This window comes from Selenomonas sp. CM52, from assembly GCF_000292955.1.
Lineage (GTDB): Bacteria > Bacillota > Negativicutes > Selenomonadales > Selenomonadaceae > Selenomonas.
On record NZ_ALNM01000030.1, the window covers coordinates 139,887 to 160,483 of the forward strand.

Below are 20,597 nucleotides of genomic sequence, written 5' to 3' on the forward strand. Positions count from 1 at the left end.
TTATTTGCTCGTTCACCAGGAGGTGTTTTCCCATTAGCAGGGACTCTTTAAGAATCAACGAAGAAATCCGCATTCGCGAGGTACGCGTCACGAGCGCGTCCGGCGAGCAGCTCGGCATCATGGCGACACGCGATGCCTTGCGCATGGCGGAGGAGCAGCATCTCGATCTCGTCGAGGTTGCGCCGAAAGCGAAGCCTCCTGTCTGCCGCATCATGGATTTCGGCAAGTACCGTTACGAGCAGCAAAAAAGGGAGAAGGAGGCGAAGAAGAAGCAGAAGATCGTCACGATCAAGGAGGTCAAGCTGCGCCCGAACATCGAGCAGCATGATTTCGACGTGAAGCTCAAGAATGCTCTTCGCTTTCTGGAAGAAGGAAACAAGGTCAAGGTCACGATCATGTTCCGTGGCCGCGAATTGTCGCATCCGGAGCTTGGCCGAGAGGTCTTGAACAAGGTGGCCGACCGGCTCAAGGAGCTCGTTTCCATCGAGCGCGATGCGAAGCTGGAGGGCAAGAATATGACGATGATTCTCGCCCCGAAGGCGCAGACTAAAGGAGGAAAATAAACATGCCAAAGGTAAAGACACGCAGAGCCGCTGCCAAGCGCTTTTCGATAACGGGTTCCGGTGAGTTCAAGCGGAACAAGGCGTTCAAGAGCCATATCCTTGAGAAGAAGACGAGGAAGCGCAAGCGCAACCTGCGCAAGGCTACGCTTGTCGCCGCCGCTGACCACAGGCGCGTGCGCGATATGCTGAACAAGTAAGATTCGAGCGAAGATAATGGAGGAATAAGATATGCCAAGAGTAAAATCCGGCGTTACGGCGCATCGCCGCCATAAGAAGATTTTGAAGCTCGCCAAGGGCTATCGCGGCGCAAAGAGCAAGCAGTTCAAGAAGGCGAACGAGACGGTCATGAAGGCGCTCTACTATGCGCGTCGTGATCGCCGCGCGAAGAAGGGCGAGTTCCGCAAGCTCTGGATCGCCCGCATCAATGCGGCTGCACGCATGAACGGCATTTCCTACAGCCGTCTCATCAACGGCTTGACGAAGGCCGGCGTCGAGGTCAACCGCAAGATGTTTGCCGATCTTGCCGTGCACGATGAGAAGGCGTTTGCCCAGCTCGTCGCCATTGCCAAGGAAAATCAGTAAGAAGATGACGAAAGGGGAGCTTTCCACAGCTCCTCTTTTTTTATGAAAGCCAAGAAGTCAAACTCGAAGGGTGCAGACTGCTCGGGGAACTTTCTGTAAGGGCGGCGCACAATGTCATGAAAGTGGATGTTCGTGCGTATAATATCTACAATTTCCGCGGAGGAACGATGGAAAAGATCGAGAGCGCACAGAATAAGAGGATCAAGTGGCTTGCGAGCTTGAAGAATGCCAGGCGGCGAAGGGAAGAAGGCGTCGTCGTCGCCGAGGGTGTGCGGCTCGTCGAGATGGCGGCGGAGGCGGGCTGGACGACGCGCTTTTGCCTCGTCACAGCCGAGGCGGCGCGGGAGGAGCGCACAGAGCGCATCCTCGCGCGGCTTGCGTCCCTCGGCTGCCCGCTCGCCGAGGTGACGCCCGAGGTCTATAAGAAGGCGAGCGATACCGATGCGCCGCAGGGCATTTTGCTTGTACTGGAAGAGCGGGGCGCGAGTCTTGCGGCTCTTCCTATGCGGCAGGAAATGCACGTCGTCGTGCTCGATGGCGTGCAGGATCCGGGCAATGCGGGAACGATCGTGCGCACGGCGGATGCGGCGGGCGCGGATGCCGTCGTCTGTCTGGAGGATACGATCGACGTGTTTTCTGCCAAGGCGGTTCGCGCAAGCATGGGATCGGTCTTTCATGTGCCCGTCGTGCGGAACGTGTCTCGCACGGCGCTGTGCGAGTTCCTGCAGCAGGGACGCGTGCGGCTCTTGGCTGCCGATCTCGACGAGGCGGCACAGCCGTACTATGCGGCGGATTACAGCGGCCGGCTCGCGCTCGCTTTCGGCAACGAGGGCAACGGCGTGTCGGACGAGGTTCGTCGGATGGCCGAGGCGAAGCTCTTTATCCCGATGTTCGGCAAGGCGGAATCGCTCAACGTGGCGACCGCCGCCGCCCTTGTGCTCTATGAGGCGGCCGGCGTGCGCCGCGGCTTTCGGCGTCACTGCCAGTAGAGATAGACGGCGAGCGTGCCCGCTTGCAGGCTGACGCGGAAGGAGGAGCTTCCTTCCGCCAGTTCGTTGCTCACGGCGTAGGGTTCTTCCTGGCGCAGGACGGCGCCTTTGAGCGGCCATTGTGTTCCCGATAGAGAGATGCCGCGACATTCGCCGCCCAAGGCGAGGAGAGAGATGGCCTTGGGCGTTTGTTTTGCCGTGAAGGAAAGGCTGTCTTTTTCGTGCAGGAAGAAGCACGCTTCCTGCTCGTCTGCCAGAATCATCGGGATGCCGCTGAAGGCGCAGGAAAAGAGCGTGCTCATGGCGTGATCGAAGCGGCCGCCGAAAGCCCCCGTGAGCAGGAGAAACGTGTCGAGGGATTTCTCCTTGATTTTGACAAGTGCGAGCTGCGTGTCCGTGAGATCCTTCTTGACATCGAAGCGCTCGCAGGGGGCGCCTTCGGCGAGCGCCCAAGACCAGGCGGCGGGCGAGGCGCTGTCTGCGTCGCCAAGCAGGAAGTCGGGCACGCATTTCATCGCGTGGCAGAGGTCGACGCCGTGGTCGATCGCCCAGAGCTTGCCGCGCCGCGCCCTTTGCAGCCAGTCGGCGGCGGGCGGACGACCTCCTGTGACCAAGGTGCAGATATGTGCGGGAAGCGCCCGAGAGAACGCGATCGTGCCCTGCGGCAGGGAAAATTCATGGGAGCGCATGTTTTTCCTCCTCCATTTCCGTTTGTAGGAAGGTTTTTCAATTTTTTTGTTTAATTATACAATATATAGATTTTTTGTGCTCGACTAAAATGGGAGGAGTCAAATGCGATGATCAAGTATACGTATTACGGGCACGCTTCGTTCTTGCTCGATGACGGCACGTCGAAGGTTCTGACCGACCCGTTCCTCACGGGAAATCCGCTCGCTGCGATTCAGGCGGATGAGGTGGAGTGCGACTACATCTTGCTGACGCACGCGCACGGCGATCATCTCGGCGACGCGCCTGCCATCGCCAAGCGCACGGGCGCGATGGTCTTGGGCATTCCGGAGGTTCTCGACGTCTGTTTGCAGGCGGAGAGCGACATCAAGACGCACGGCATGAACATCGGCGGCTCGGTCAAGCTGCCCTTCGGCAAGGTGCGCATGACGATGGCGCTGCACAGCTCGGGCGTCGCGGGCGGCATCGCCTGCGGCTACGTCATCCAGATCGGCGGCATCAACGTCTACTTTGCCGGCGATACGGCGCTTTTCAGCGACATGAAGCTCATCGGGCAGAAGGATCCGCTCGATTACGCGGTTCTTCCAATCGGCGACAATTATACGATGGGACTTGAGGATGCGGCTCTTGCCGCACAGTGGCTCAACACGAAGAACGTCATACCGATCCACTACAACACTTGGCCCGTCATCGCGCAGGAAGCGGGGCGGTACAAGGAAGTGACGGAGGGCATGACGCGTGCCGCCGTGCATATCGTAGAGCCGGGCGGTACGTTGGAGCTTGCATGAAGAAGGCGCGGCTCGTCGTCCTCATAGGGCCGACGGCGGTCGGCAAGACCGCGCTTTCCCTTGCGCTTGCCCGACGGCTTGATGCGGAAATCATCTCGGGCGATTCGATGCTCTTTTATCGGGGGTTCGACATCGGCACGGCGAAGCCGACGAAAGAAGAGCTGAGTGCCGTGCCGCATCACTTCATCGACATTCTCGCGCCCGGGGCGTCGTTCAACGTCATGGACTTTCAGCGCCTCGCGCGAGAGGAGATCGGGCGCATCGCCGCGCGCGGCAAGCTGCCGCTCGTCGTCGGCGGCACGGGGCTTTACATCAAGTCGCTCCTGGAAGGGTACGTCTTCAACGAGACTTCGGGCGATCGCGCCTATCGTGAAAAGATTGAGAGGCTGGCACAGGAAAAGGGCAAGGCGTTTGTCCATGGCCTTTTGCAGGAAGCCGATCCGGAGGCGGCTGCTCGTCTGCATATCAACGATTTCCGCCGCGTCGTGCGTGCCTTGGAGGTCGCTTCCTTGGGAAACGAGCATATCTCCGAGCAGCGCGAGGCGGCAGGCGGGGAGCTTGCCTACGACGCCTATGTCATCGGACTGCGGCGCGAGCGGCAAGAGCTCTATGCACGTATCGAGGAACGTGTCGATGCGATGTTGGAGGCAGGCCTTGCCGACGAGGTGCGCTCTCTCCTGGCGGAGGGCGTGCCTCGTGACTGTCCGGCGATGAAGGGCATCGGCTATCGCGAGATGCTTGCCTATCTTGCGGGAAGCATGGACTTGCCGCTTGCCGCAGCGGAAATCAAGAAGGCGACGCGCCATTTCGCAAAGCGCCAGCTCACTTGGTTTCGTAAGATGCCGTATGTACATTGGTATGCGGCGTCGCAGGGGGAAGAGCTGCTGCTGGAAAAAATTTGTACGGATATAAGGAGGTCTTTCCATGCCGGTAAAACCGCTGAACCTACAGGATAATTTTCTCAATCAGATGCGCAAGGAGAACCGAGCAGTCAGCATCCATCTGCTCAACGGCTTCCAGATGAAGGGATATGTCAAGGGCTTCGACAATTTCACGGTGATTCTTGAGGTGGCGGGCAAGCAGAATCTTGTTTACAAGCACGCCATATCGACGATCGCGGCGACGAAGCTTGCGTCGGCCGGCGAGGCGGAAAAATAAGAAGAGCCTTCTCCCGCAGAGGGGGAAGGCTCTTCTTCGTGACGCGGCGAAGATCTGAAGATCTTAGGAGGAAATACTTTGCGAAAGCGTGGATTTGAAATCATCAAGGCGTATGAAGCGGCGGGGCTTTCCCTGCCGCAGAGAAAGACGGCGGCGAGCGCAGGATACGATCTCGCGGCGGCGGAGGACTGCGTATTGCCGTGCGGCAAGGTGACGGTCGTGCCGACGGGACTCAAGGCGTACATGCAGAAGGATGAGTATCTCGGACTGCACATCCGCTCGGGAATCTCGCTCAAGCATCAGCTCATGCTCGTCAATGCGCAGGGAATCATCGACGCGGATTACTACGACAACGAGGAGAACGAGGGGCATATCATGGTGGCGATCCTGAATCTTGGCACGGCGGATTTTCGTGTGGAGAAGGGCATGCGCATCGCGCAGGGCATCTTCTATAAGTATCTCGTCGCCGATGATGACGAGGCGGGCACGGGAGAAGTGCGTACGGGAGGTTTCGGCTCGACGGGCAAGCGCTGAAGCGGGCGGCTGTCAGCGCTCTTCGGGAAGCAGCCTTGCCGCGTCTTCTGCTGAAGGCGTCACATAAAGCGTCTTCTGGTGCGTGAAGATGACGAAGCCCGGACGTGAGCCGGAGGGCTTTTTCACATAGCGCCGGTAGGTGTAGTCGACGGGAACGTTCGAGGAATCCTGCGCCTTGCTGAAGTGTGCGGCGAGGAGGGCGGCGTGGTGCAGGCTCTCTTCGCTCGGCTCTTCGCCCGAGAGGCGCAGGATGACGTGCGAGCCGGGGATGTCCTTGGCGTGCAGCCAAATGTCGTCGGGCGCCGCCGTGTGGAAGGTCAGGCGGTCGTTCTGGTAATTGTTTTTGCCGACGAGGATGCTCTTGCCGTCCTCGGCCACGAAGCGAAAGGGAGCGGAAGGCTTGTCCTGCCGCTTTTTTTTCGTGCTCTCCTTGAGGAAGCCGCTTTGAATCAGTTCATCTTTGATCTCTTCGATTTCGGGCAGTGTCGAGGAGGCGGCGAGGGAGCTTTCGACGCTGGAGAGGTAGCGGATGTTCTCCTCGCAGAGTGCGATCTGCCCGTCGAGCAGCTTCTGCGCACGCTTGAGCTTGTCGTACTTGTGGTAGAACGCCTGCATGTTCTGACTGAGCGTCAATCTCTGGTCGAGTTTCAGCGTGATCTTTTCGCCCGCTTCGCTGTAGATGTTGTCGACGGTCAGCGAGGCGTCGGCGTGGTCTTCGTAGAGATGCGCATACGTCATGAGATTGTCGCCAAAGATTTTGTAGTCCTCGGCGTTTTCTGCTTGGCGAAGCTCTTCCTGCAGGATGCCGAGCTTGTTTTCGGCACGCGTGAGCTCGGTCTTGACGAATTTCTTCAGGCGATCTTTTTCGGGTGGTGTGTAGGCTCCCGCAAGCTGCGTGGCTTTTTCGAGCATCGCGCTGATCGTGGGAAAGGAGAGCTGCGTGCTTTCTGCCGGGAAGTAATGGAGAGGAAAGGGCGAGGTCGCGAGCACCTTGTTGTTCTTGTCAAGGGTGAGACTGGGCGCAGCTTCTTCCTCTATGCAGGCAGCATAGACTTCAGCGAGGGCGCGCTGCAGCGCTTCCTTGTCCTTTGCGTCCAAGTCGGCGCAGCTCATCTTCTCGGGCAATCCGGCAGAAAAGATGACCTCGCGGGTGCTCACCGGGCCGAAGCCCAGACAGACGTTCAAAAGTCCTTTGCCGAGTGTCGCTTCCTCATCTTGTGCGAGGCGTTCGACGATGATGTCGGGCTTCACGGTGCGCAGGTCGAGCTTTTCCTGGGCGGGCGGCGGCGCGTATTCGCGTGCGGGAAGAATGAGGCGCGTGCGGCTGTTCGCGCTGCCGACTTTCTTGAGAGCGTCGATGACGACGCCGTCCTGCACAAGGATGATGTTGCTGTACTTGCCGATGAGCTCGACGATGAGGGTCTTCGTGACAATCTTGCCGCCGGCCGCGAGGGAGTCGAAGTCGAAGCAGAGGATACGGTCGAGCGAGTGCTGGCGGATGTCGGCGATGCGGCTTCCTTCGAGCTGCTTGCGCAGAACCATGCAGAAGAGCGGCGGTTCAGCTGGATTCTCGGGCGGCTTCGTCGCGAGGAAGACGGCGCTTGCCTGCGGGCTTGCCGCGATGTGCAGCAGGTGATTCCTGCCAGGCTGGCGTATGCTCAGGAAGATGGAGGCTTTCGTCGGCTGCGTGATCTTGTCGATGCGTCCGCCTAGAAGCGCGGCGCGCAGTTCCCTGACTAAGGGCTGTGTGGAAAATCCATCGAGGCTCATGGTCGTCACCTGTTCTTTCGTAAACTTAATACGAAGTATAGCATTGATGAAAGGAGCGGTCAACGGCGCGCGTCTTGCACGGGCACATGATGAGGAACGCGCATTTTGGCTTGGGGACATACAGTTCAGGCATTGTCGTGATAAGTAATGGTATCGTTGTATTTTGGAGGGAGGTGATTTCCTGTGCGGCGTTTTCCGACTGCTCGGCAAGCTTTCGCACTTCTTCCGCCACGAGGGTGAAGCCGCGGCCCTGTGTGCCTGCACTTGGGCACGACGCCTTCTTCACTGCCAAGAAAGTCGCTCTGATGTGCGTTCTACGATATAGATATTTTACCTATTATCTTATGAGTAAACACTTAGATTTACAGGAAAATGATACACTGATTCATCGTCAGCGTATCAAGGATAGAAAAATCTTATCTCTCTGCCAAGGAAAAAACTTGACAGGATGCCTCGCCTTGCTTATAATAGCCTAGTCGGGGGAGATTCCCCTGCGCATGTCCGTTTTGGAAACGTGCTTGCAGGAAGGCGGGTGGAGTGATGCTCGAAAGACTCTTTCATCTGGCGGAACTGTTCGACATGTACGGCATGCTGCTCACAGAAAAGCAGCGGCGCTGTCTGGAACTTCATCTCTTCGACGATTTCTCCCTCGCGGAGGTCGGCGAAGCGGTCGGAGTTTCGCGGCAGGCCGCTTACGATATCATTCATCGCTCGGAGCAGGCGCTGGAAGGCTACGAAGAAAAGCTCGGCCTCTTGCGGCGCCTTGCCAAAGAGCACGAGGAACTTGCGGCGATCGGCGAGGCGATTCGTAAGCTGCGCACGGAAGAGAACGATGTCGCCGTAGAGGCAGTCTTGCAGCGAATTTCGCGTCTTTTAGGGGCGCAGCGGGAGGTACAGCATGATTTTTGAAAGCTTGGCGGATCGCCTGCAGCAGACATTCAAAAAGCTGCGCGGACATGGCAAGCTGACGGAGGACGACGTAAACGAGGCGATGCGCGAGGTGCGCATGGCGCTCCTCGAAGCCGACGTCAATTTCAAGGTCGTCAAGGACTTCATCAAGAAGGTGAAGGAGCGCGCCGTTGGGCAGGATGTGCTCGACACCTTGACACCGGCGCAGGTTGTCGTCAAGATTGTCGACGAAGAGCTTACAGAACTCATGGGCGGCACGCAGAGCCGCCTCAATATCTCGTCCGTACCGCCGACCGTCATCATGATGGCAGGACTTCAGGGTGCGGGCAAGACGACCTCGGCGGGAAAGCTCGGCCTTTCTCTCAAGAAGCAGGGAAAGAAGCCGTTGCTCGTCGCGGCCGATATCTATCGACCTGCGGCCGTCAAGCAGCTCCAGGTGTTGGGCGAGCAGCTTGGCATCCCCGTCTTTTCCATGCCGCAGGGTACGGATGCCGTGACGATTGCCAGAAGTTCGATCGAACATGCGCGTTCGCACATCAACGACGTCGTGATCATCGATACGGCGGGGCGTCTGCACATTGATGAGAAGCTCATGCAGGAGCTTAAAGACATCAAGGCGGACGTCAAGCCGCACGAGATTCTGCTCGTCGTCGATGCCATGACGGGTCAGGATGCTGTGAATGTGGCCGAGAGCTTCAACGAGGGGCTGGGCATCGACGGCGTCGTCTTGACGAAGCTCGACGGCGACGCCCGAGGCGGTGCGGCGCTGTCGGTCAAGGCGGTCACGGGCTGCCCGATCAAGTTCGTCGGCATGGGCGAGAAGCTTGAAGCGCTTGAGCCTTTCCATCCCGACCGCATGGCGTCGCGCATCCTCGGTATGGGCGACGTGCTCTCCCTCATCGAGAAGGCGCAGTCCACGTTCGATGCGGAAGAAGCCAAGAAGATGGAGAAGAAGCTGCGCAAGGCGGACTTCACGCTCGACGATTTCCTCGCGCAGATGCAGAAGGTGCGAAAGCTCGGCTCCTTTGAGCAAATCCTCGGTATGATCCCTGGCATGGGTGGACTCAAGAAGCAGCTGCAGGGACAGGACATCGACCTCAACGGCAAGGAAGTGCGCCGTATCGAGGCGATCATCAAGTCCATGACGCCGAAGGAACGCGCGGACATTTCCATCATCAACGGCAGCCGCCGCAAGCGCATCGCGCTTGGCAGCGGCACGCGCGTGCAGGATGTGAACAAGCTCTTGAAGCAGTTCAACGAAATGAAGAAGATGATGAAGCAGGTCAAGAAGATGCAGGGAGGAAAGAAGGGGAAGGGATTCCCCGGCCTCGGAGGCATGAAGCTGCCGTTCATGCACTGATCGGCTCATGGAAGATTCGTCGGCTGCGATGCGTCGCGGCTGACAAAAAATTATCCTTTGAAGGAGGTGAAAACATGGCAGTAAAGATTCGTTTGACCCGCATGGGCGCGAAGAAGAACCCGTTCTACCGCATCGTCGTGGCGGATTCCCGCTCGCCGCGCGACGGTCGCTTCATCGAGATTCTCGGCAACTACGACTCCACGAAGGAGCCGGCCGTCATCAATGTCGATGAAGACAAGGCCATCGATTGGATGAGCAAGGGCGCACAGCCGACGGATACCGTCCGCTCGCTCTTCAGTAAGAAGGGCATCATGGCGAAGTTCGATGAGAAGAAGCGCTCGAAGAACTGATCGAGACGAGGCGACGGAGACGGCATGAAAAGCCGCCTCCCGCAGCTTCTCTTGAGAAAAGAGGATCAGCATGAAGGAAGTCGTTGAAATCATCGCCAAGGCGTTGGTCGATCATCCCGAGAACGTCGTTGTCGACGAAAAGCAGGAAGACCGCATGACATTGATCGAGCTTCATGTCGCTTCGGACGATATGGGAAAGGTGATCGGCAAGCAGGGCAGGATTGCGAAGGCGATCCGCACGGTTGCCAAGGCCGCCGGTACCCGCGAGAACAAAAAAGTCAAGGTCGACATCAATTAGTGAACTACGCGGCAGCATTCCCTTCGGGGGTTCTTGCCGCTATTTCTTTAGGCGCACGGATGAGGTGACGGTGTTGCCTCTCATCCATGCGCTCGATGAAGGAGAGAGAATATGGACAGCATTCAGGTGAAGGTTCCTTGCACGGTCAAGGCGAAGCTGACAGAAAAGCTCAAGAAGCGCATCATTGACGAGCTGGAAGACAGTCTGCAGAAGGTCGATCTCGAACTGCAGCAGATGGGCATCGAGGAAAAGCGCATTGTCTCTGAGGCGGCGCAGCAGGATATCCAGCGTGCGCAGGCGGCGCGTCAGCACTTCGCCATCGAGCGTCAAAAGCGCATGGATTTCAAGGAGCAGGCACAAGCGAAGCTCGAAGAGACGAAGAAGCTCGCCATCGGAGCTGAAATCGTGCAGGGCACGCTGGAGCGCACGGCGGAGCTGAAGGTCGGCTCGAACATGCGCGAGCTTATGAACGTCGAAGTCCTCGTCGAGGACGACAAGGTCGTTGCGATCCGTGGCTGACGGGCGCGTCGTCATAGGCAAGGCGGGTGCGCCGCACGGCCTTCGGGGCGAAGTGCGCGTGATACCGCTGACGGATTTTCCCGAGCGCTTCGAGTCCCTGCGCGAGGTCTTCATCGGCGAGCGCGTTTTCCACGTCGAGCACGTTCACTACCATCGCCAGTTCGTGCTGCTGACGCTCGCTGAGTGTACGTCGCGCGAGGCGGCGGCAAAATTGACGGGCGAGCTTCTGCGCGTCGCGCGGGAAGATGCCGCGCCGCTCGCTGAGGGCGAGTTCTACACGTTCGACATCATCGGACTCGCGGTGCTCGATATGGCAGGGGAAAGGCTCGGGGAGGTCACGAACGTCCTCAAGACGGGCAGCAATGACGTCTATGTGGTGAAGAAACCAGACGGCGCGGAATTGCTCGTGCCGGCACTGAAGAAGGTCGTGCGCGAGATCGACATCGCTGGAGGCTTTTTGCGCGTCGACTTACAGGAAGAGTTGGAAAACCGTGCGGATTGACATCGTGACGCTTTTTCCTGCGATGTTTGAAGCGGTGTTCGGTGAGAGCATCATCAAGCGCGCGAGGGAGAAGGGGCTGCTCGACATACGTCTGACGCAGCTGCGGGACTTCGCCTTTGATAAGCACAAGCAGGTTGATGATTCGCCCTTCGGCGGCGGCAGCGGCATGGTCTTGAAGCCTGAGCCGATGTTTCGTGCCGTGCGCTCGATCGTGGCGAACAGCGCTTTGAGGCGGCGGCGCATCGTGCTCCTGTGCCCGAGCGGCGAGACGTTCACGCAGGCGAAGGCGAAGGAACTGGCGAAAGAGGAGCAGCTGATCTTCCTCTCGGGGCATTACGAGGGATTCGACGCACGCATCCATGCGCATCTGGCGGATGAGGCGATCTCCATCGGCGATTTCGTGCTGACGGGCGGCGAACTGCCCGCGATGGTCGTCGTCGACGCCGTGGCGCGCATGATCCCGGGCGTCCTCGGTTCGGAGGAGTCTGCGCCGACGGATTCTTTCTACGACGGCCTCTTGGAGTTCCCGCAGTACACAAGGCCGCGCATCTTCGAGGGAATGGAAGTGCCCGAGGTGCTTCTGTCTGGCGATCATGCGAAGATTCGCGCCTGGCGTCGCAGAGAATCGCTGCGCATCACGCGCGAAAGGCGACCAGAGCTTTTGAAGGGCGTGCAGCTGACGGAGCGAGAGAAAGCCTATTTTGCGAATCTTATGGCACAGGAAGAGAATTGTGAGAAAGATTAGTCAGGGCTAAAGGAAAGCTTTGACGGAGTATCGTTTCTTTGCTATAATAGTCCTCGTAGGAAAATCAGCTTTTCTGTGAGGTGGCGTCTATTGAGAAAAATGGTGATTTTTTCGTCCATCCTTTGCATTTGCCTGCTCTTGTCGAGTGCTGCAGCCTTTGCCAGCGGTTTTCTTGTCAAGGAAGGCATGCGGGGCGACAGCGTTCGTGCCGTGCAGAAGCTGCTGATCGGGCGCGGCTATCTTGCGGATGGAGAAGATGACGGCGTATGCGGCAAGAAGACGGTGACTGCCATCACGAAGTTCCAGCAGGAGAACGGCTTGGATGCCGACGGCATCTGCGGACAGATGACGTACAGGGCGCTCTCGGGCGGTGAGGAGCCGCCTGTCATCGAGACTCCTGTGAGCCGCGGCGGCGGTCGTTCGCTGCTTGTGTCGGCGTCAGCGTACAGCCGCTTCGATCCAGGCCTTTCAAGTCATACGGCAAGCGGAACCTTGGTGAGAAAGGGTGTGATCGCTGTCGATCCTGCGGTCATACCGATGGGCACGCGCGTCTTTATTCCGGGATACGGCGAAGCGGTAGCTGAGGACATCGGTTCGGCGATTCGCGGCAATACGATCGACATCGCCTTTGAGACGGCAGAAGAAGCGATTCAGTTCGGCCGCAAGACCATCGAGATCTTCATCATGGATTGAGAAGCGTTTGCTGTTTTTGCAGCATGATGGCGGCAGAGCATCGGAAAGGCAGGCTTTCGGCGCGAAAGATTCGCGCTGAAAGCCTTTTTTCTTGTGGGAGGAGAGCATTTTGCGAAGGGCGGAAGTCTTTGTCAATATTCCCGTGAAGAGCATAGCGAAAGCGTACAGCTATGCCGTGCCCGACGAGATGTCTTTCCTTGCGGCGGGCTGGCGCGTATTCGTGCCTTTCGGCGGGCGCAGGGTCGAGGGCTTCGTCGTTGCCGTCTGGGATGACGAAGGGGAGCGGCCAGGCTACGAGCTGAAGCCGATCATCGCCGTTGTCGACGAAGAGGCCTGGTTTACGTCCGAGATGCTAGAAACGGCACGTCGAATCGCGGACTTCTACCTGTGCTCGCCCGCTGAGGCGATGCGGCTCTTCATGCCGGGCAAGAGCGGCTTGAAGATCGAGGTCGAGTATGAGGCAAAAGAGGGGGAAGAGCCGCCTTTGACGGGAGCGGCGCAGCAGGTTTTCCGTTGCCTCCGTGAAAATGGCGTCATGCGGCTTTCCGTACTTCGCAAGGCGCTTCCTGCGCTTGCCGCAGAGATGCCTGTTCTCCTGGAGAAGCTCGTGCAGCAAAAGCAGGTGAGAAAGCTCTATCGGGCGCAGCAGCGCGACAAGGCGCGTTATGAGAATATCCTGTCGCTCGCGCGTCCGCTCGATGAGGCTGTGCTCTCCCGCTATCGAAGGCGGCACGCGCAGAAGCGTCTGTTGGAGCTCCTTGCCGCAGAGGGGGAAAAGGCGGACGCCGATCTGCGCGAGGCAGGATTTTCCGCCGCTGTCCTTCGCGCGGTACTCGAAGCGGGCGATGTGAAGAGCGAGAAGCGGCGCGTTCTGCGCGACAGTTACGGAGATGTGACGGGCGCTGGGGCGATGGTCGACCTGACGGCGGAGCAGAGGGCGGCTGTCGATGCCGTGCTTCCCTACATCGGGCGGCGCGAGCATCGTGGCTTCCTCTTGCAGGGCGTGACAGGAAGCGGGAAGACGCAGGTCTATATCGAGACGGCGGCGGCCGCGCGCAGGGAAGGGCGCAGGGTCATCGTGCTCGTGCCCGAAATCGCCCTGACGAGCCAGATCGTCCTCGCCTTCAAGGGATCTTTTCCCGAGGACATCGTCGTCATGCACAGCCAGCTTTCCCTTGCCGAGCGAAACGACGCGATCTTCCGCGTGCGGCGCGGGGAGGCGGGCATCGTCATCGGTGCACGCTCGGCGCTCTTCACGCCCATCGAGGACGTCGGACTCATCATCCTCGACGAGGAGCAGGATATGTCCTACAAGCAGGATGAGGCGCCGCGCTACCATGCTCGTCCCATCGCCGAGGTCATGGCGAAACTGCATCGCGCCGTACTGCTTTTGGGCAGTGCCACGCCGTCTCTTGAGACTTCGTACCGCGCGCGCTGCGGCGAGTTTACGCTACTTTCGATGCCAGAGCGCATCGGTGCGAGACCGCTCGCGCATGTCGAATGTGTAGACATGCGCGAGGAACTGCACCGCGGCAATCGCACGATCATCTCCGCGCCTCTGCGTCAGCTCATTGAGGAAACGATGGCGAAGAAGGAGCAGATGATCCTCATGCTGAACCGCCGCGGCTTCTCGACCTTCGTCATGTGCCGCTCGTGCGGTGCCGTCGTCAAATGTCCTTCCTGCTCGCTGCCGCTCGTCTATCATCGCAGCGGCAAGCTTCTGTGCCATCACTGTGACATCGAGCAGGCCGTGCCGCTTTTGTGCCCCGAATGTTCGAGTCCCTACATCAAATACTTTGGCTCGGGCACGGAAAAGCTGGAAGCGGAACTCAAGGCGCTCGTGCCGACAGCACGCGTCGTGCGCATGGACAGGGATACGACGGCGCGAAAGCTCGCGCACCAAGAAATTCTCACGGCGTTTCGCGAGAAGAGGTACGACATCCTGCTCGGTACGCAGATGGTCGCCAAGGGGCATGACATCCCGGGCGTTACGGCGGTCGGCATCCTCAGCGCCGATGCGAGCCTCAACATGCCCGACTTCCGCGCGGCGGAGCGCTGCTTCATGCTCATCACGCAGACGGCGGGCCGCGCAGGCAGGGGTGAGGCTGCGGGACAAGTCGTCGTGCAGTGCTACAGCCCCGAGCACTATGCGGTGCAGGCGGCACTCAAGCAGGACTACGAGGCCTTTTATCGCGAGGAGATTGCCATACGCGAGCAGCTCTTCTACCCGCCGTTCAGCCGCCTTGTCAAGCTCATCGTGCAGCATGGGGAAGAGGAGGCGGCGCGTCAGGAAGCGTGCCGCATTCAGGAAAACTTCCTCGCTGCCTTCGCAGGCAGGGAAGGGCAGCAGATCATCGGTCCTGCACCCGCCTTGATCGCCCAGTTTCGCGGCATCCATCGCTTCGTGCTTCTCATCAAGACGGCGGATCTCGCCGCCGTGAGGGAGTTCCTGCGCGGCGAGGGACTGGATCAGAGGAACGATGTGCTCATCGACGTCGATCCGATCATGACGATGTGAGCCATGCAAAAATACTTGTTGCAAAATTTCTTCAAAGGCAGTATACTATACATCCAAGCTGAACGGGCTTTTGAGAGTCTTTTCAGCGAGCGCTTCATGTGCATGCCAACGGGGACGTAAAGGTTTCGACGAGGGTAGATGGTGCATGGGCAGCGAGCCGGGGGTTCACCATCCCGTCAGCAAGGTGAAACTTTTATTTAAACATAAAAGCAAACGAAGACTACGCTCTGGCGGCTTGACGCCAGCCTCTGTCCGCTTGGCTCCCGCCTGAGCGGATAAGAGGACAACTGCGGGATACCTGAGAGTTGATTTTCGCAGGCTCAAAAGGGAAATTTTTGCGGAATCGGATGACGGAAGCCTGTCTGCGGGCGTCTGGATTCTTAAATAAAAACACAGACTGCGCTCGGAGAAGCCGATGAAACAATGCTTTCGGACAGGAGTTCGATTCTCCTCGTCTCCACCAGAGAAAAAGCGGCAGAGCCGTTGAAATAAAGAAGAGGACGCCTGCGGCATTCGTACCGCAGGCGTCCCCTTTTCGTGCTTGTACATCGGCCTCAGTGATCGAAGTGTAGGGGAGAGTCCCTCTGTTCATTCAAGGGTATTCTACTTCTTTTTCTTTTCCAACAGGGCAAAGAAATCAGAAATCTCCATCGGCCGGTGGAAGTAGAAGCCTTGGATGTAGTCGCAGCCCGCTTCGAGGACGGTCTGAAGTTCCTGATCTGTCTCGACGCCTTCGACGCAGACCTTCTTGCCGAACTTATGGCAGGAGTAGACGATGCTCGATATAAAGTCGCTGCTGTTTTTGGAATAGGCCATTTCTTTCATCAAGCTGCGATCGAGTTTTACGATGTCGGACGGGTGCTTCAAGAGAAGTTCCAAGGAGGAATATCCCGTGCCAAAGTCGTCGAGCGCGAGACGAATGCCGAGGTCGCGGCACGCTTCAATGAAGGTCTGTAAAGTGGCGGGGCTTTCGTTGTAGTTCGTTTCCGTGAGTTCTGCAACGAGATTCTTGCCATCCATTTTGTGACGGGCAAGGGTCTGACGCATGAAGGGCAGGAAGTCGGGGTCCAGCACTTGATGATAACTGACGTTGAAGTTTAGGGAAAAGTTAGGGTTCGTACGGCGTATACGCTTGGCATGGATGACTGCCTGTTCGAAGATCCAGCGTCCGACAGCGCGGATTTGTTGAGTGCGCTCCAAGATGGGGATGAATACGGCGGGTGAGATGTTCGTGCCCTCGTGGGACCAGCGGCACAGAAGTTCGCCGCTGACGATGCCGAAACCGTCGGTGGTGACTGTTGGCTGGATGACCGTGCGGAAGTTGGCGCAACCGTGCTCGACATCCTCATTGATGGCGAGTAGGAAACGGCTGAGGTTTTTTCGCGTTTCGAGATTCTTTGAGGAGAAAAGAACATAAGGCTCATCGGGGGATTCTTTTGCGAGATCCAAGAGGCTCAGCATGTTGGCGATGATCTCATCACATGCCGTATCGCTCGGTATGTCCTCCATCAAGGCGAGAGAAGAGGGCGTTTGTACAGCAAGACCGTAGATGGCATAGAGATTCCTCACCGTCAAACTGATGAATTCGAGTATCGTCCTCGGATCTTCAGTGATGCCGGGCGAAAGGATTGCGAGGAAGCGCAGACCGTCGAGGCGGTAGATCAGAAGACCGTCGCGGAAGCGGTTCGTGAGCCCGGCTGCGATGTCCTTGAGGAGTGCGTCGGAATGGCTTCGGCCGTGCATCTCGTTGATTTCGCGGAAGTTGTTCAAGCGGAAGCCGATGAAGGAAAGGGAAGGATATTCCTTCTGCAGTTCCTGCAATTTGATTTCCGCACCTTTCTCGCGTGCAAATCCTGTGATGGGATCAACGACAAAATCGAGTGCGAGGCGCGAGATGCTGCCGGAGAAGAATAGGGGGTTCTCGCGTGTCGAATCCCATTTGAGGATGCCGCAACAACGAATCCAGAACTCGTTTCCTTTATGATCGGTCACACGGTAGCGCAGATCATGGGTATCGCGCTTGCTTTTGATGATGTCGGCAATGTCCGCTCTGTATGTGGCGAGATCATTGGGACGATGGATTCGACTTTCCCATTTTTTGAGAAAGTTCTTGACAACGTTGCTCTTGAAAGCAAAAGTTTCGCGCATCTGGTCGTTGATGTAGAATAGGTTCGATTGCATGTCGCCGAAGTAGATGTATTGGTCGGCGAGTTCAATGGAATCGAGGAAACTTGGGAAGTCGAAGCGATTCTCTCGAAGGAAGGTGGAGAGAGCTCCCTTGTCGGCATCGGCATCGATTTCTGCAGCAACGCCGCCCGTGCTGCGCAAGAGATCCCTCATGCGGATGATGCGCATTGCAAAGCGCCCGACAAGGTACAACGCTGCTGTGAGATCACGAACTTTTTCCCAATCAGGAACATCGGAGATGATGATGCCTGATGGTTCGCCATCCTTGAAGAGGGGGACAGCGGATAGGGAGTAAAGACCGAGCGAGGTGAAGCACTGGCTGGCAAGAGGGTGTTTAGCAGCAATCGTCTGCGTATCCTTATAGAGAATGCACTTGCCGTTCATCAATTGATCATACGTCAAGGCGACAGCAGCGCGCACGAGGTCGCCCTCAGGCTGCCTGTATGGTTCCATATCATTTGAACTCCAAGTGTAGGCGGGCGTAGAGCGCTCATCCAAGGGTTCGATGATCATGATACGATGCAATGCAAAGATATCGCCCATATACTGAAAGAGCGAGTGGATGCCTTCGTCAGATTCTTCCGTATCGACGATTTTTTTCAAAAAAGCCGCAGAAAGTTCGCTTTTTTCACAGAATTCATCAAGCCATTCCAAAACGGAGTTCATGATTCTTCCCAACTCCTTTGTAGCGTTTTTGGGAATCGCTGATAAATTTAGTACAGCCATCTGGATGCATCTTTTCTGCCTGCTCTGCATCGACAAATCTTCACCGATCTGACAGACTTCGTTTATCAGAGCTCCCTTTACTATATGATGTTATTATACATGAAATCTCACTATTCGTCTATTGTTTATAGGAAAAAAGTTCATGTTTTGGAATTTTTGAATCGCACTTCGTTTTTAAAAGCAGTGCGATGGACTTTGGTGTGTGTTTTCGATCCATCGCGTATTCATGCAGGGAAAAAGAAGCTTTTCGCGAATAAAAAAAGAGCAATAGTTCGACAATAGCAGAAAGGTGATACCTATGCAATATAAAGCTGTGATCTTTGATTTAGACGGTACCCTTGTTGATTCCTTGGCTGATCTTTCGGACAGCGTGAATCTCATGCTGGAAAGTTACGGCTTTCCGACACATGAGATGGAAAAGTACCGTTATTTCGTCGGTAATGGCTCGAAAAAGCTCATGGAGCGTACCTTGCCGAGGGATAAGGCGGCGTCCGCCGAATTTGTTGAGGAAGCACTCGTGAAATACAAGGCGATCTACAAGGAGCGCCTTCTGGAAAAAACGCGTCCCTACAATGGCGTACGGGAACTTCTGGCAGAATTGAAGAGCCGTGGCATTCCCTTGGCAGTCTGCACGAACAAGCATAATGATGCGGCGTTGACCATCGTGAAGATTCTTTTTGCACCTGGTACCTTTGAAGAAGTGCTCGGCGATCGCCCGGGTTTTCCGAAGAAGCCCAATCCTGCGACCCCATTGGAAATCGCTTCACACCTTGGCGTGAAGCCTGATGAGGTGGCTTATTTGGGCGACACCTCGGTTGACATGGAAACCGCTGTGCACGCGGGATTTTTGCCTGTCGGTGTCCTCTGGGGATTCCGTCCCGAAGAGGAACTTGTGAAAAGCGGCGCGAAGGTCTTGCTCAAAGCACCGTTGGAGCTCTTGGAAAAAGTGGAGTTTTGAATAGCCATCGGACGATTGAAGGAAAGAGAAGCAATGAGAAAAGAAATTCCCGTGCAACAGGGCGAAAAATATGAAATCACAATCAAGACCCTTGGCGCGAGCGGCGAGGGCGTGGGGCGTGCTGTCGATTTCACTGTATTTGTGCCTGGCGCTTTGCCTGGCGAGCGCGTGCTCGTGCGTATCGACGAGGTTAAGAAAACGTATGCGCGCGGAAAACTCGTGGAAATCTTGGAGAAAAGTCCTAATCGCATTTCTCCCGCCTGTCCGATTTACGATTTTTGCGGTGGCTGTCAGCTTCAACACCTGTCGTATGAGGGGCAGTTGCACTGGAAGCGTCAGCAGGTCGTCGATGCCGTCGAGCGCATCGGAAGGCTTTCCGGCATCGAGGTGCTGCCCGTTTTAGGTGCGAAAGAGCCGTGGTTCTATCGCAACAAGATGCAGTTTCCCGTAGGAAGGAAGCGGGGGAAGACGGTCATCGGCTGCTTTGCCAAAGGCTCGCATGACATTATCGATACGAGGGACTGTCGGATTCAAAAGGAAGGTAACAACACCATTGTCAATGTCATGCGCGAGGTCGTCGATCGTTTGCGTATTCCCATCTATGATGAAGATCGTCACACAGGCGTCCTGCGCCACGTCGTCGGCCGTATCGGGGAAAACGGCGAAGCGATGGTCGTGCTCGTCACAGCGACGAAGGATTTGCCTAAGGCGAAAGAAATCATACGGTTTCTTAAGGAGCGCGTGCCAAACCTCAGGAGCGTGCAGCAAAATATTCAGACGTACCGCAATAATGTCATATTGGGGCGCGAGACAAAACTCCTCTGGGGCAAACCGACGATCCCCGACCGCATCGGCAAACTGCACTTCTCCATCTCAGCACGGTCGTTTTTCCAAGTCAATACGGAGCAGGCCGCCGTTCTTTATGAGAAGGCTCTCGAATATGCAGATCTCAATGGAATGGAAACTGTCATCGACGCCTACTGTGGCACAGGTACGATCACGCTCTTCCTCGCACAAAAGGCGCATCGTGTTCATGGCATCGAGATCGTCAAGCCCGCGATCGATGATGCGAAGAAAAATGCGCGTGACAATCGCATAAAAAATACGGTGTTCCTCGTCGGCGACGCCACAAAGCTCATGCCGCGCCTCTATCACGAAAACGTTCATCCCAATGTCATCGTCGTCGACCCGCCGCGCGCTGGCTGTACGGAAACCGTTTTGAAAACCTTCGCCGCTATGCATCCTGACCGAATCGTTTATGTATCTTGCAATCCCGCAACTCTGGCAAGGGACATGGCATTCTTGGCGACATTGGGATATATGGCGAAAGAAATACAGCCGGTCGATATGTTTCCGCAAACATCGCATGTCGAGTGCGTGGTATTGATGTCAAGAGATCAGAAGTAAAAGCAGGGAAAAGGCTTGAAATCAAGGGATTCCGAGAATATTGCTGGTAGCGTCGCCGGAGTCCCTTATTTATGCCCTTTGCCAACAGTTGCCACTACTGGTTTTTCAGTATTTGTAACAAGAGAACTGCTTTTGTCCTTGGCGTAACAAAGGAACTACTGTTTTTCGAGGTTCTGGAGAATGTGTGAGAAGGGAACTTATACCACCACGAAAACGAACCGTAAATTCGCAAAGTAACTTCCGCTGATGTAAGTCTGTGGGATTTAGTCTAAGAAAGCCGATAGGAGTAAGTGCGAGAAGCATCAGAATTTGTATGCAACGGATGACCTGAGCACAATATCGTCTTAAAAGCGA

22 protein-coding genes, 1 other RNA gene and 1 pseudogene are annotated in these 20,597 nt (G+C 56.7%); 20 read left to right on the forward strand and 4 right to left on the reverse strand.

Going from position 1 to position 20,597, the window contains the following annotated elements; genetic code table 11:
- Nucleotides 1-32: 32 nt before the first annotated feature.
- The 4 genes from infC to HMPREF1153_RS08250 all read left to right on the forward strand — a co-directional run bounded on the left by infC (nt 33) and on the right by HMPREF1153_RS08250 (nt 2,134).
- Nucleotides 33-563, forward strand: a complete 531-nt coding sequence (gene infC / locus HMPREF1153_RS08235; protein ID WP_049781183.1) for a translation initiation factor IF-3 — start codon at nt 33-35, stop codon at nt 561-563.
- A gap of 2 nt (nt 564-565) precedes the next feature.
- Entirely contained in the window at nt 566-760 is a 195-nt protein-coding gene (gene rpmI / locus HMPREF1153_RS08240; RefSeq protein ID WP_006192168.1) for a 50S ribosomal protein L35, read from the forward strand.
- Nucleotides 761-791: 31 nt separating this feature from the next.
- The gene (rplT, locus tag HMPREF1153_RS08245; protein WP_006192170.1) at nt 792-1,145 is read left to right on the forward strand and encodes a 50S ribosomal protein L20; all 354 of its coding nucleotides are present in this window, start codon (nt 792-794) and stop codon (nt 1,143-1,145) included.
- Between the two features lie 167 nt (nt 1,146-1,312).
- Entirely contained in the window at nt 1,313-2,134 is an 822-nt protein-coding gene (locus HMPREF1153_RS08250) for a TrmH family RNA methyltransferase (RefSeq protein WP_232208249.1), read from the forward strand.
- On the opposite strand, the gene HMPREF1153_RS08255 is transcribed toward HMPREF1153_RS08250, so the two are convergent.
- Nucleotides 2,122-2,823 (reverse strand): thiamine diphosphokinase, encoded by a 702-nt coding sequence (locus HMPREF1153_RS08255; RefSeq protein WP_009646416.1) that lies wholly within the window; start codon nt 2,821-2,823, stop codon nt 2,122-2,124. The two genes, HMPREF1153_RS08250 and HMPREF1153_RS08255, sit on opposite strands and share 13 nt — an antisense overlap.
- Before the next feature lie 108 nt (nt 2,824-2,931).
- Here HMPREF1153_RS08255 and HMPREF1153_RS08260 point away from each other — a divergent pair, with 108 nt between their 5' ends.
- The 4 genes from HMPREF1153_RS08260 to dut all read left to right on the forward strand — a co-directional run bounded on the left by HMPREF1153_RS08260 (nt 2,932) and on the right by dut (nt 5,301).
- Nucleotides 2,932-3,609, forward strand: a complete 678-nt coding sequence (locus tag HMPREF1153_RS08260) for a metal-dependent hydrolase (RefSeq protein ID WP_006192175.1) — start codon at nt 2,932-2,934, stop codon at nt 3,607-3,609.
- The gene (gene miaA, locus HMPREF1153_RS08265; protein WP_009646516.1) at nt 3,606-4,565 is read left to right on the forward strand and encodes a tRNA (adenosine(37)-N6)-dimethylallyltransferase MiaA; all 960 of its coding nucleotides are present in this window, start codon (nt 3,606-3,608) and stop codon (nt 4,563-4,565) included. The genes HMPREF1153_RS08260 and miaA overlap by 4 nt, the downstream gene beginning before the upstream one ends.
- On the forward strand, nt 4,534-4,767 hold the full coding sequence (gene hfq / locus HMPREF1153_RS08270) for an RNA chaperone Hfq (protein ID WP_009646425.1): 234 nt from the start codon (nt 4,534-4,536) through the stop codon (nt 4,765-4,767). The genes miaA and hfq overlap by 32 nt, the downstream gene beginning before the upstream one ends.
- Nucleotides 4,768-4,845: 78 nt before the next feature.
- Entirely contained in the window at nt 4,846-5,301 is a 456-nt protein-coding gene (gene dut, locus HMPREF1153_RS08275; RefSeq protein ID WP_009646502.1) for a dUTP diphosphatase, read from the forward strand.
- 12 nt (nt 5,302-5,313) lie between these two features.
- Here the strand turns inward: dut and HMPREF1153_RS08280 are convergent, their stop codons facing one another.
- Both HMPREF1153_RS08280 and HMPREF1153_RS13235 read right to left on the reverse strand, forming a co-directional pair.
- On the reverse strand, nt 5,314-7,071 hold the full coding sequence (locus tag HMPREF1153_RS08280; protein ID WP_037370304.1) for an Rqc2 family fibronectin-binding protein: 1,758 nt from the start codon (nt 7,069-7,071) through the stop codon (nt 5,314-5,316).
- Nucleotides 7,072-7,237: 166 nt separating this feature from the next.
- Nucleotides 7,238-7,333, reverse strand: a pseudogene (locus HMPREF1153_RS13235) (methyl-accepting chemotaxis protein); the annotation flags it as partial.
- A 278-nt stretch (nt 7,334-7,611) separates the two neighbouring features.
- On the opposite strand from HMPREF1153_RS13235, the gene ylxM reads away from it, so the two are divergent.
- From ylxM to ssrA, 10 genes are all read left to right on the forward strand, one after another.
- A complete protein-coding gene (gene ylxM, locus HMPREF1153_RS08285; RefSeq protein WP_037370306.1) occupies nt 7,612-7,980 on the forward strand; it encodes a YlxM family DNA-binding protein in 369 nt (122 codons plus the stop codon).
- On the forward strand, nt 7,970-9,340 hold the full coding sequence (gene ffh, locus HMPREF1153_RS08290) for a signal recognition particle protein (RefSeq protein ID WP_009646459.1): 1,371 nt from the start codon (nt 7,970-7,972) through the stop codon (nt 9,338-9,340). The genes ylxM and ffh overlap by 11 nt, the downstream gene beginning before the upstream one ends.
- Before the next feature lie 74 nt (nt 9,341-9,414).
- Entirely contained in the window at nt 9,415-9,690 is a 276-nt protein-coding gene (gene rpsP / locus HMPREF1153_RS08295; RefSeq protein ID WP_006191829.1) for a 30S ribosomal protein S16, read from the forward strand.
- Nucleotides 9,691-9,760: 70 nt separating this feature from the next.
- Complete coding sequence (locus HMPREF1153_RS08300) at nt 9,761-9,988, forward strand: KH domain-containing protein (protein ID WP_009646379.1); 228 nt, start codon at nt 9,761-9,763, stop codon at nt 9,986-9,988.
- Between the two features lie 111 nt (nt 9,989-10,099).
- The gene (locus HMPREF1153_RS08305; protein WP_009646489.1) at nt 10,100-10,507 is read left to right on the forward strand and encodes a YlqD family protein; all 408 of its coding nucleotides are present in this window, start codon (nt 10,100-10,102) and stop codon (nt 10,505-10,507) included.
- Nucleotides 10,500-11,009 carry a ribosome maturation factor RimM gene (gene rimM, locus HMPREF1153_RS08310; protein ID WP_009646394.1) on the forward strand — a complete coding sequence of 170 codons (510 nt, stop codon included), beginning with the start codon at nt 10,500-10,502 and terminating at the stop codon, nt 11,007-11,009. The genes HMPREF1153_RS08305 and rimM overlap by 8 nt, the downstream gene beginning before the upstream one ends.
- On the forward strand, nt 10,999-11,754 hold the full coding sequence (trmD, locus tag HMPREF1153_RS08315) for a tRNA (guanosine(37)-N1)-methyltransferase TrmD (protein ID WP_009646408.1): 756 nt from the start codon (nt 10,999-11,001) through the stop codon (nt 11,752-11,754). The genes rimM and trmD overlap by 11 nt, the downstream gene beginning before the upstream one ends.
- Before the next feature lie 90 nt (nt 11,755-11,844).
- Complete coding sequence (locus HMPREF1153_RS08320; protein ID WP_009646398.1) at nt 11,845-12,447, forward strand: 3D domain-containing protein; 603 nt, start codon at nt 11,845-11,847, stop codon at nt 12,445-12,447.
- Nucleotides 12,448-12,556: 109 nt separating this feature from the next.
- Entirely contained in the window at nt 12,557-14,965 is a 2,409-nt protein-coding gene (gene priA / locus HMPREF1153_RS08325) for a replication restart helicase PriA (protein WP_009646427.1), read from the forward strand.
- Between the two features lie 110 nt (nt 14,966-15,075).
- Nucleotides 15,076-15,428, forward strand: a transfer-messenger RNA (tmRNA) gene (gene ssrA / locus HMPREF1153_RS12360).
- A 140-nt stretch (nt 15,429-15,568) separates the two neighbouring features.
- Here ssrA and HMPREF1153_RS08330 read toward each other — a convergent pair.
- Nucleotides 15,569-17,818 (reverse strand): sensor domain-containing phosphodiesterase, encoded by a 2,250-nt coding sequence (locus HMPREF1153_RS08330; RefSeq protein WP_009646359.1) that lies wholly within the window; start codon nt 17,816-17,818, stop codon nt 15,569-15,571.
- A 358-nt stretch (nt 17,819-18,176) separates the two neighbouring features.
- Between HMPREF1153_RS08330 and HMPREF1153_RS08335 the strand changes: the two genes are divergently transcribed.
- Together HMPREF1153_RS08335 and rlmD are read left to right on the forward strand one after the other, a co-directional pair.
- Nucleotides 18,177-18,836: an HAD family hydrolase gene (locus HMPREF1153_RS08335; protein ID WP_009646500.1), complete on the forward strand. Its 660-nt coding sequence runs from the start codon at nt 18,177-18,179 to the stop codon at nt 18,834-18,836.
- A gap of 33 nt (nt 18,837-18,869) precedes the next feature.
- A complete protein-coding gene (gene rlmD, locus HMPREF1153_RS08340; protein ID WP_009646501.1) occupies nt 18,870-20,243 on the forward strand; it encodes a 23S rRNA (uracil(1939)-C(5))-methyltransferase RlmD in 1,374 nt (457 codons plus the stop codon).
- The last annotated feature ends 354 nt before the right edge of the window (nt 20,244-20,597 follow it).

Bases quoted from the DNA above. Each gene is read 5' to 3' on its own strand.
- HMPREF1153_RS08335 (WP_009646500.1), top strand. From the start codon at position 18,177: ATGCAATATAAAGCTGTGATCTTTGATTTAGACGGTACCCTTGTTGAT.
- HMPREF1153_RS08305 (WP_009646489.1), top strand. From the start codon at position 10,100: ATGGACAGCATTCAGGTGAAGGTTCCTTGCACGGTCAAGGCGAAGCTG.
- ylxM (WP_037370306.1), top strand. From the start codon at position 7,612: ATGCTCGAAAGACTCTTTCATCTGGCGGAACTGTTCGACATGTACGGC.
- miaA (WP_009646516.1), top strand. From the start codon at position 3,606: ATGAAGAAGGCGCGGCTCGTCGTCCTCATAGGGCCGACGGCGGTCGGC.
- HMPREF1153_RS08280 (WP_037370304.1), bottom strand. From the start codon at position 7,071: ATGAGCCTCGATGGATTTTCCACACAGCCCTTAGTCAGGGAACTGCGC.
- HMPREF1153_RS08330 (WP_009646359.1), bottom strand. From the start codon at position 17,818: ATGAACTCCGTTTTGGAATGGCTTGATGAATTCTGTGAAAAAAGCGAA.
- HMPREF1153_RS08255 (WP_009646416.1), bottom strand. From the start codon at position 2,823: ATGCGCTCCCATGAATTTTCCCTGCCGCAGGGCACGATCGCGTTCTCT.
- hfq (WP_009646425.1), top strand. From the start codon at position 4,534: ATGCCGGTAAAACCGCTGAACCTACAGGATAATTTTCTCAATCAGATG.
- ffh (WP_009646459.1), top strand. From the start codon at position 7,970: ATGATTTTTGAAAGCTTGGCGGATCGCCTGCAGCAGACATTCAAAAAG.
- rlmD (WP_009646501.1), top strand. From the start codon at position 18,870: ATGAGAAAAGAAATTCCCGTGCAACAGGGCGAAAAATATGAAATCACA.
- rpmI (WP_006192168.1), top strand. From the start codon at position 566: ATGCCAAAGGTAAAGACACGCAGAGCCGCTGCCAAGCGCTTTTCGATA.
- HMPREF1153_RS08250 (WP_232208249.1), top strand. From the start codon at position 1,313: ATGGAAAAGATCGAGAGCGCACAGAATAAGAGGATCAAGTGGCTTGCG.
- HMPREF1153_RS08260 (WP_006192175.1), top strand. From the start codon at position 2,932: ATGATCAAGTATACGTATTACGGGCACGCTTCGTTCTTGCTCGATGAC.
- HMPREF1153_RS08300 (WP_009646379.1), top strand. From the start codon at position 9,761: ATGAAGGAAGTCGTTGAAATCATCGCCAAGGCGTTGGTCGATCATCCC.
- rplT (WP_006192170.1), top strand. From the start codon at position 792: ATGCCAAGAGTAAAATCCGGCGTTACGGCGCATCGCCGCCATAAGAAG.
- rpsP (WP_006191829.1), top strand. From the start codon at position 9,415: ATGGCAGTAAAGATTCGTTTGACCCGCATGGGCGCGAAGAAGAACCCG.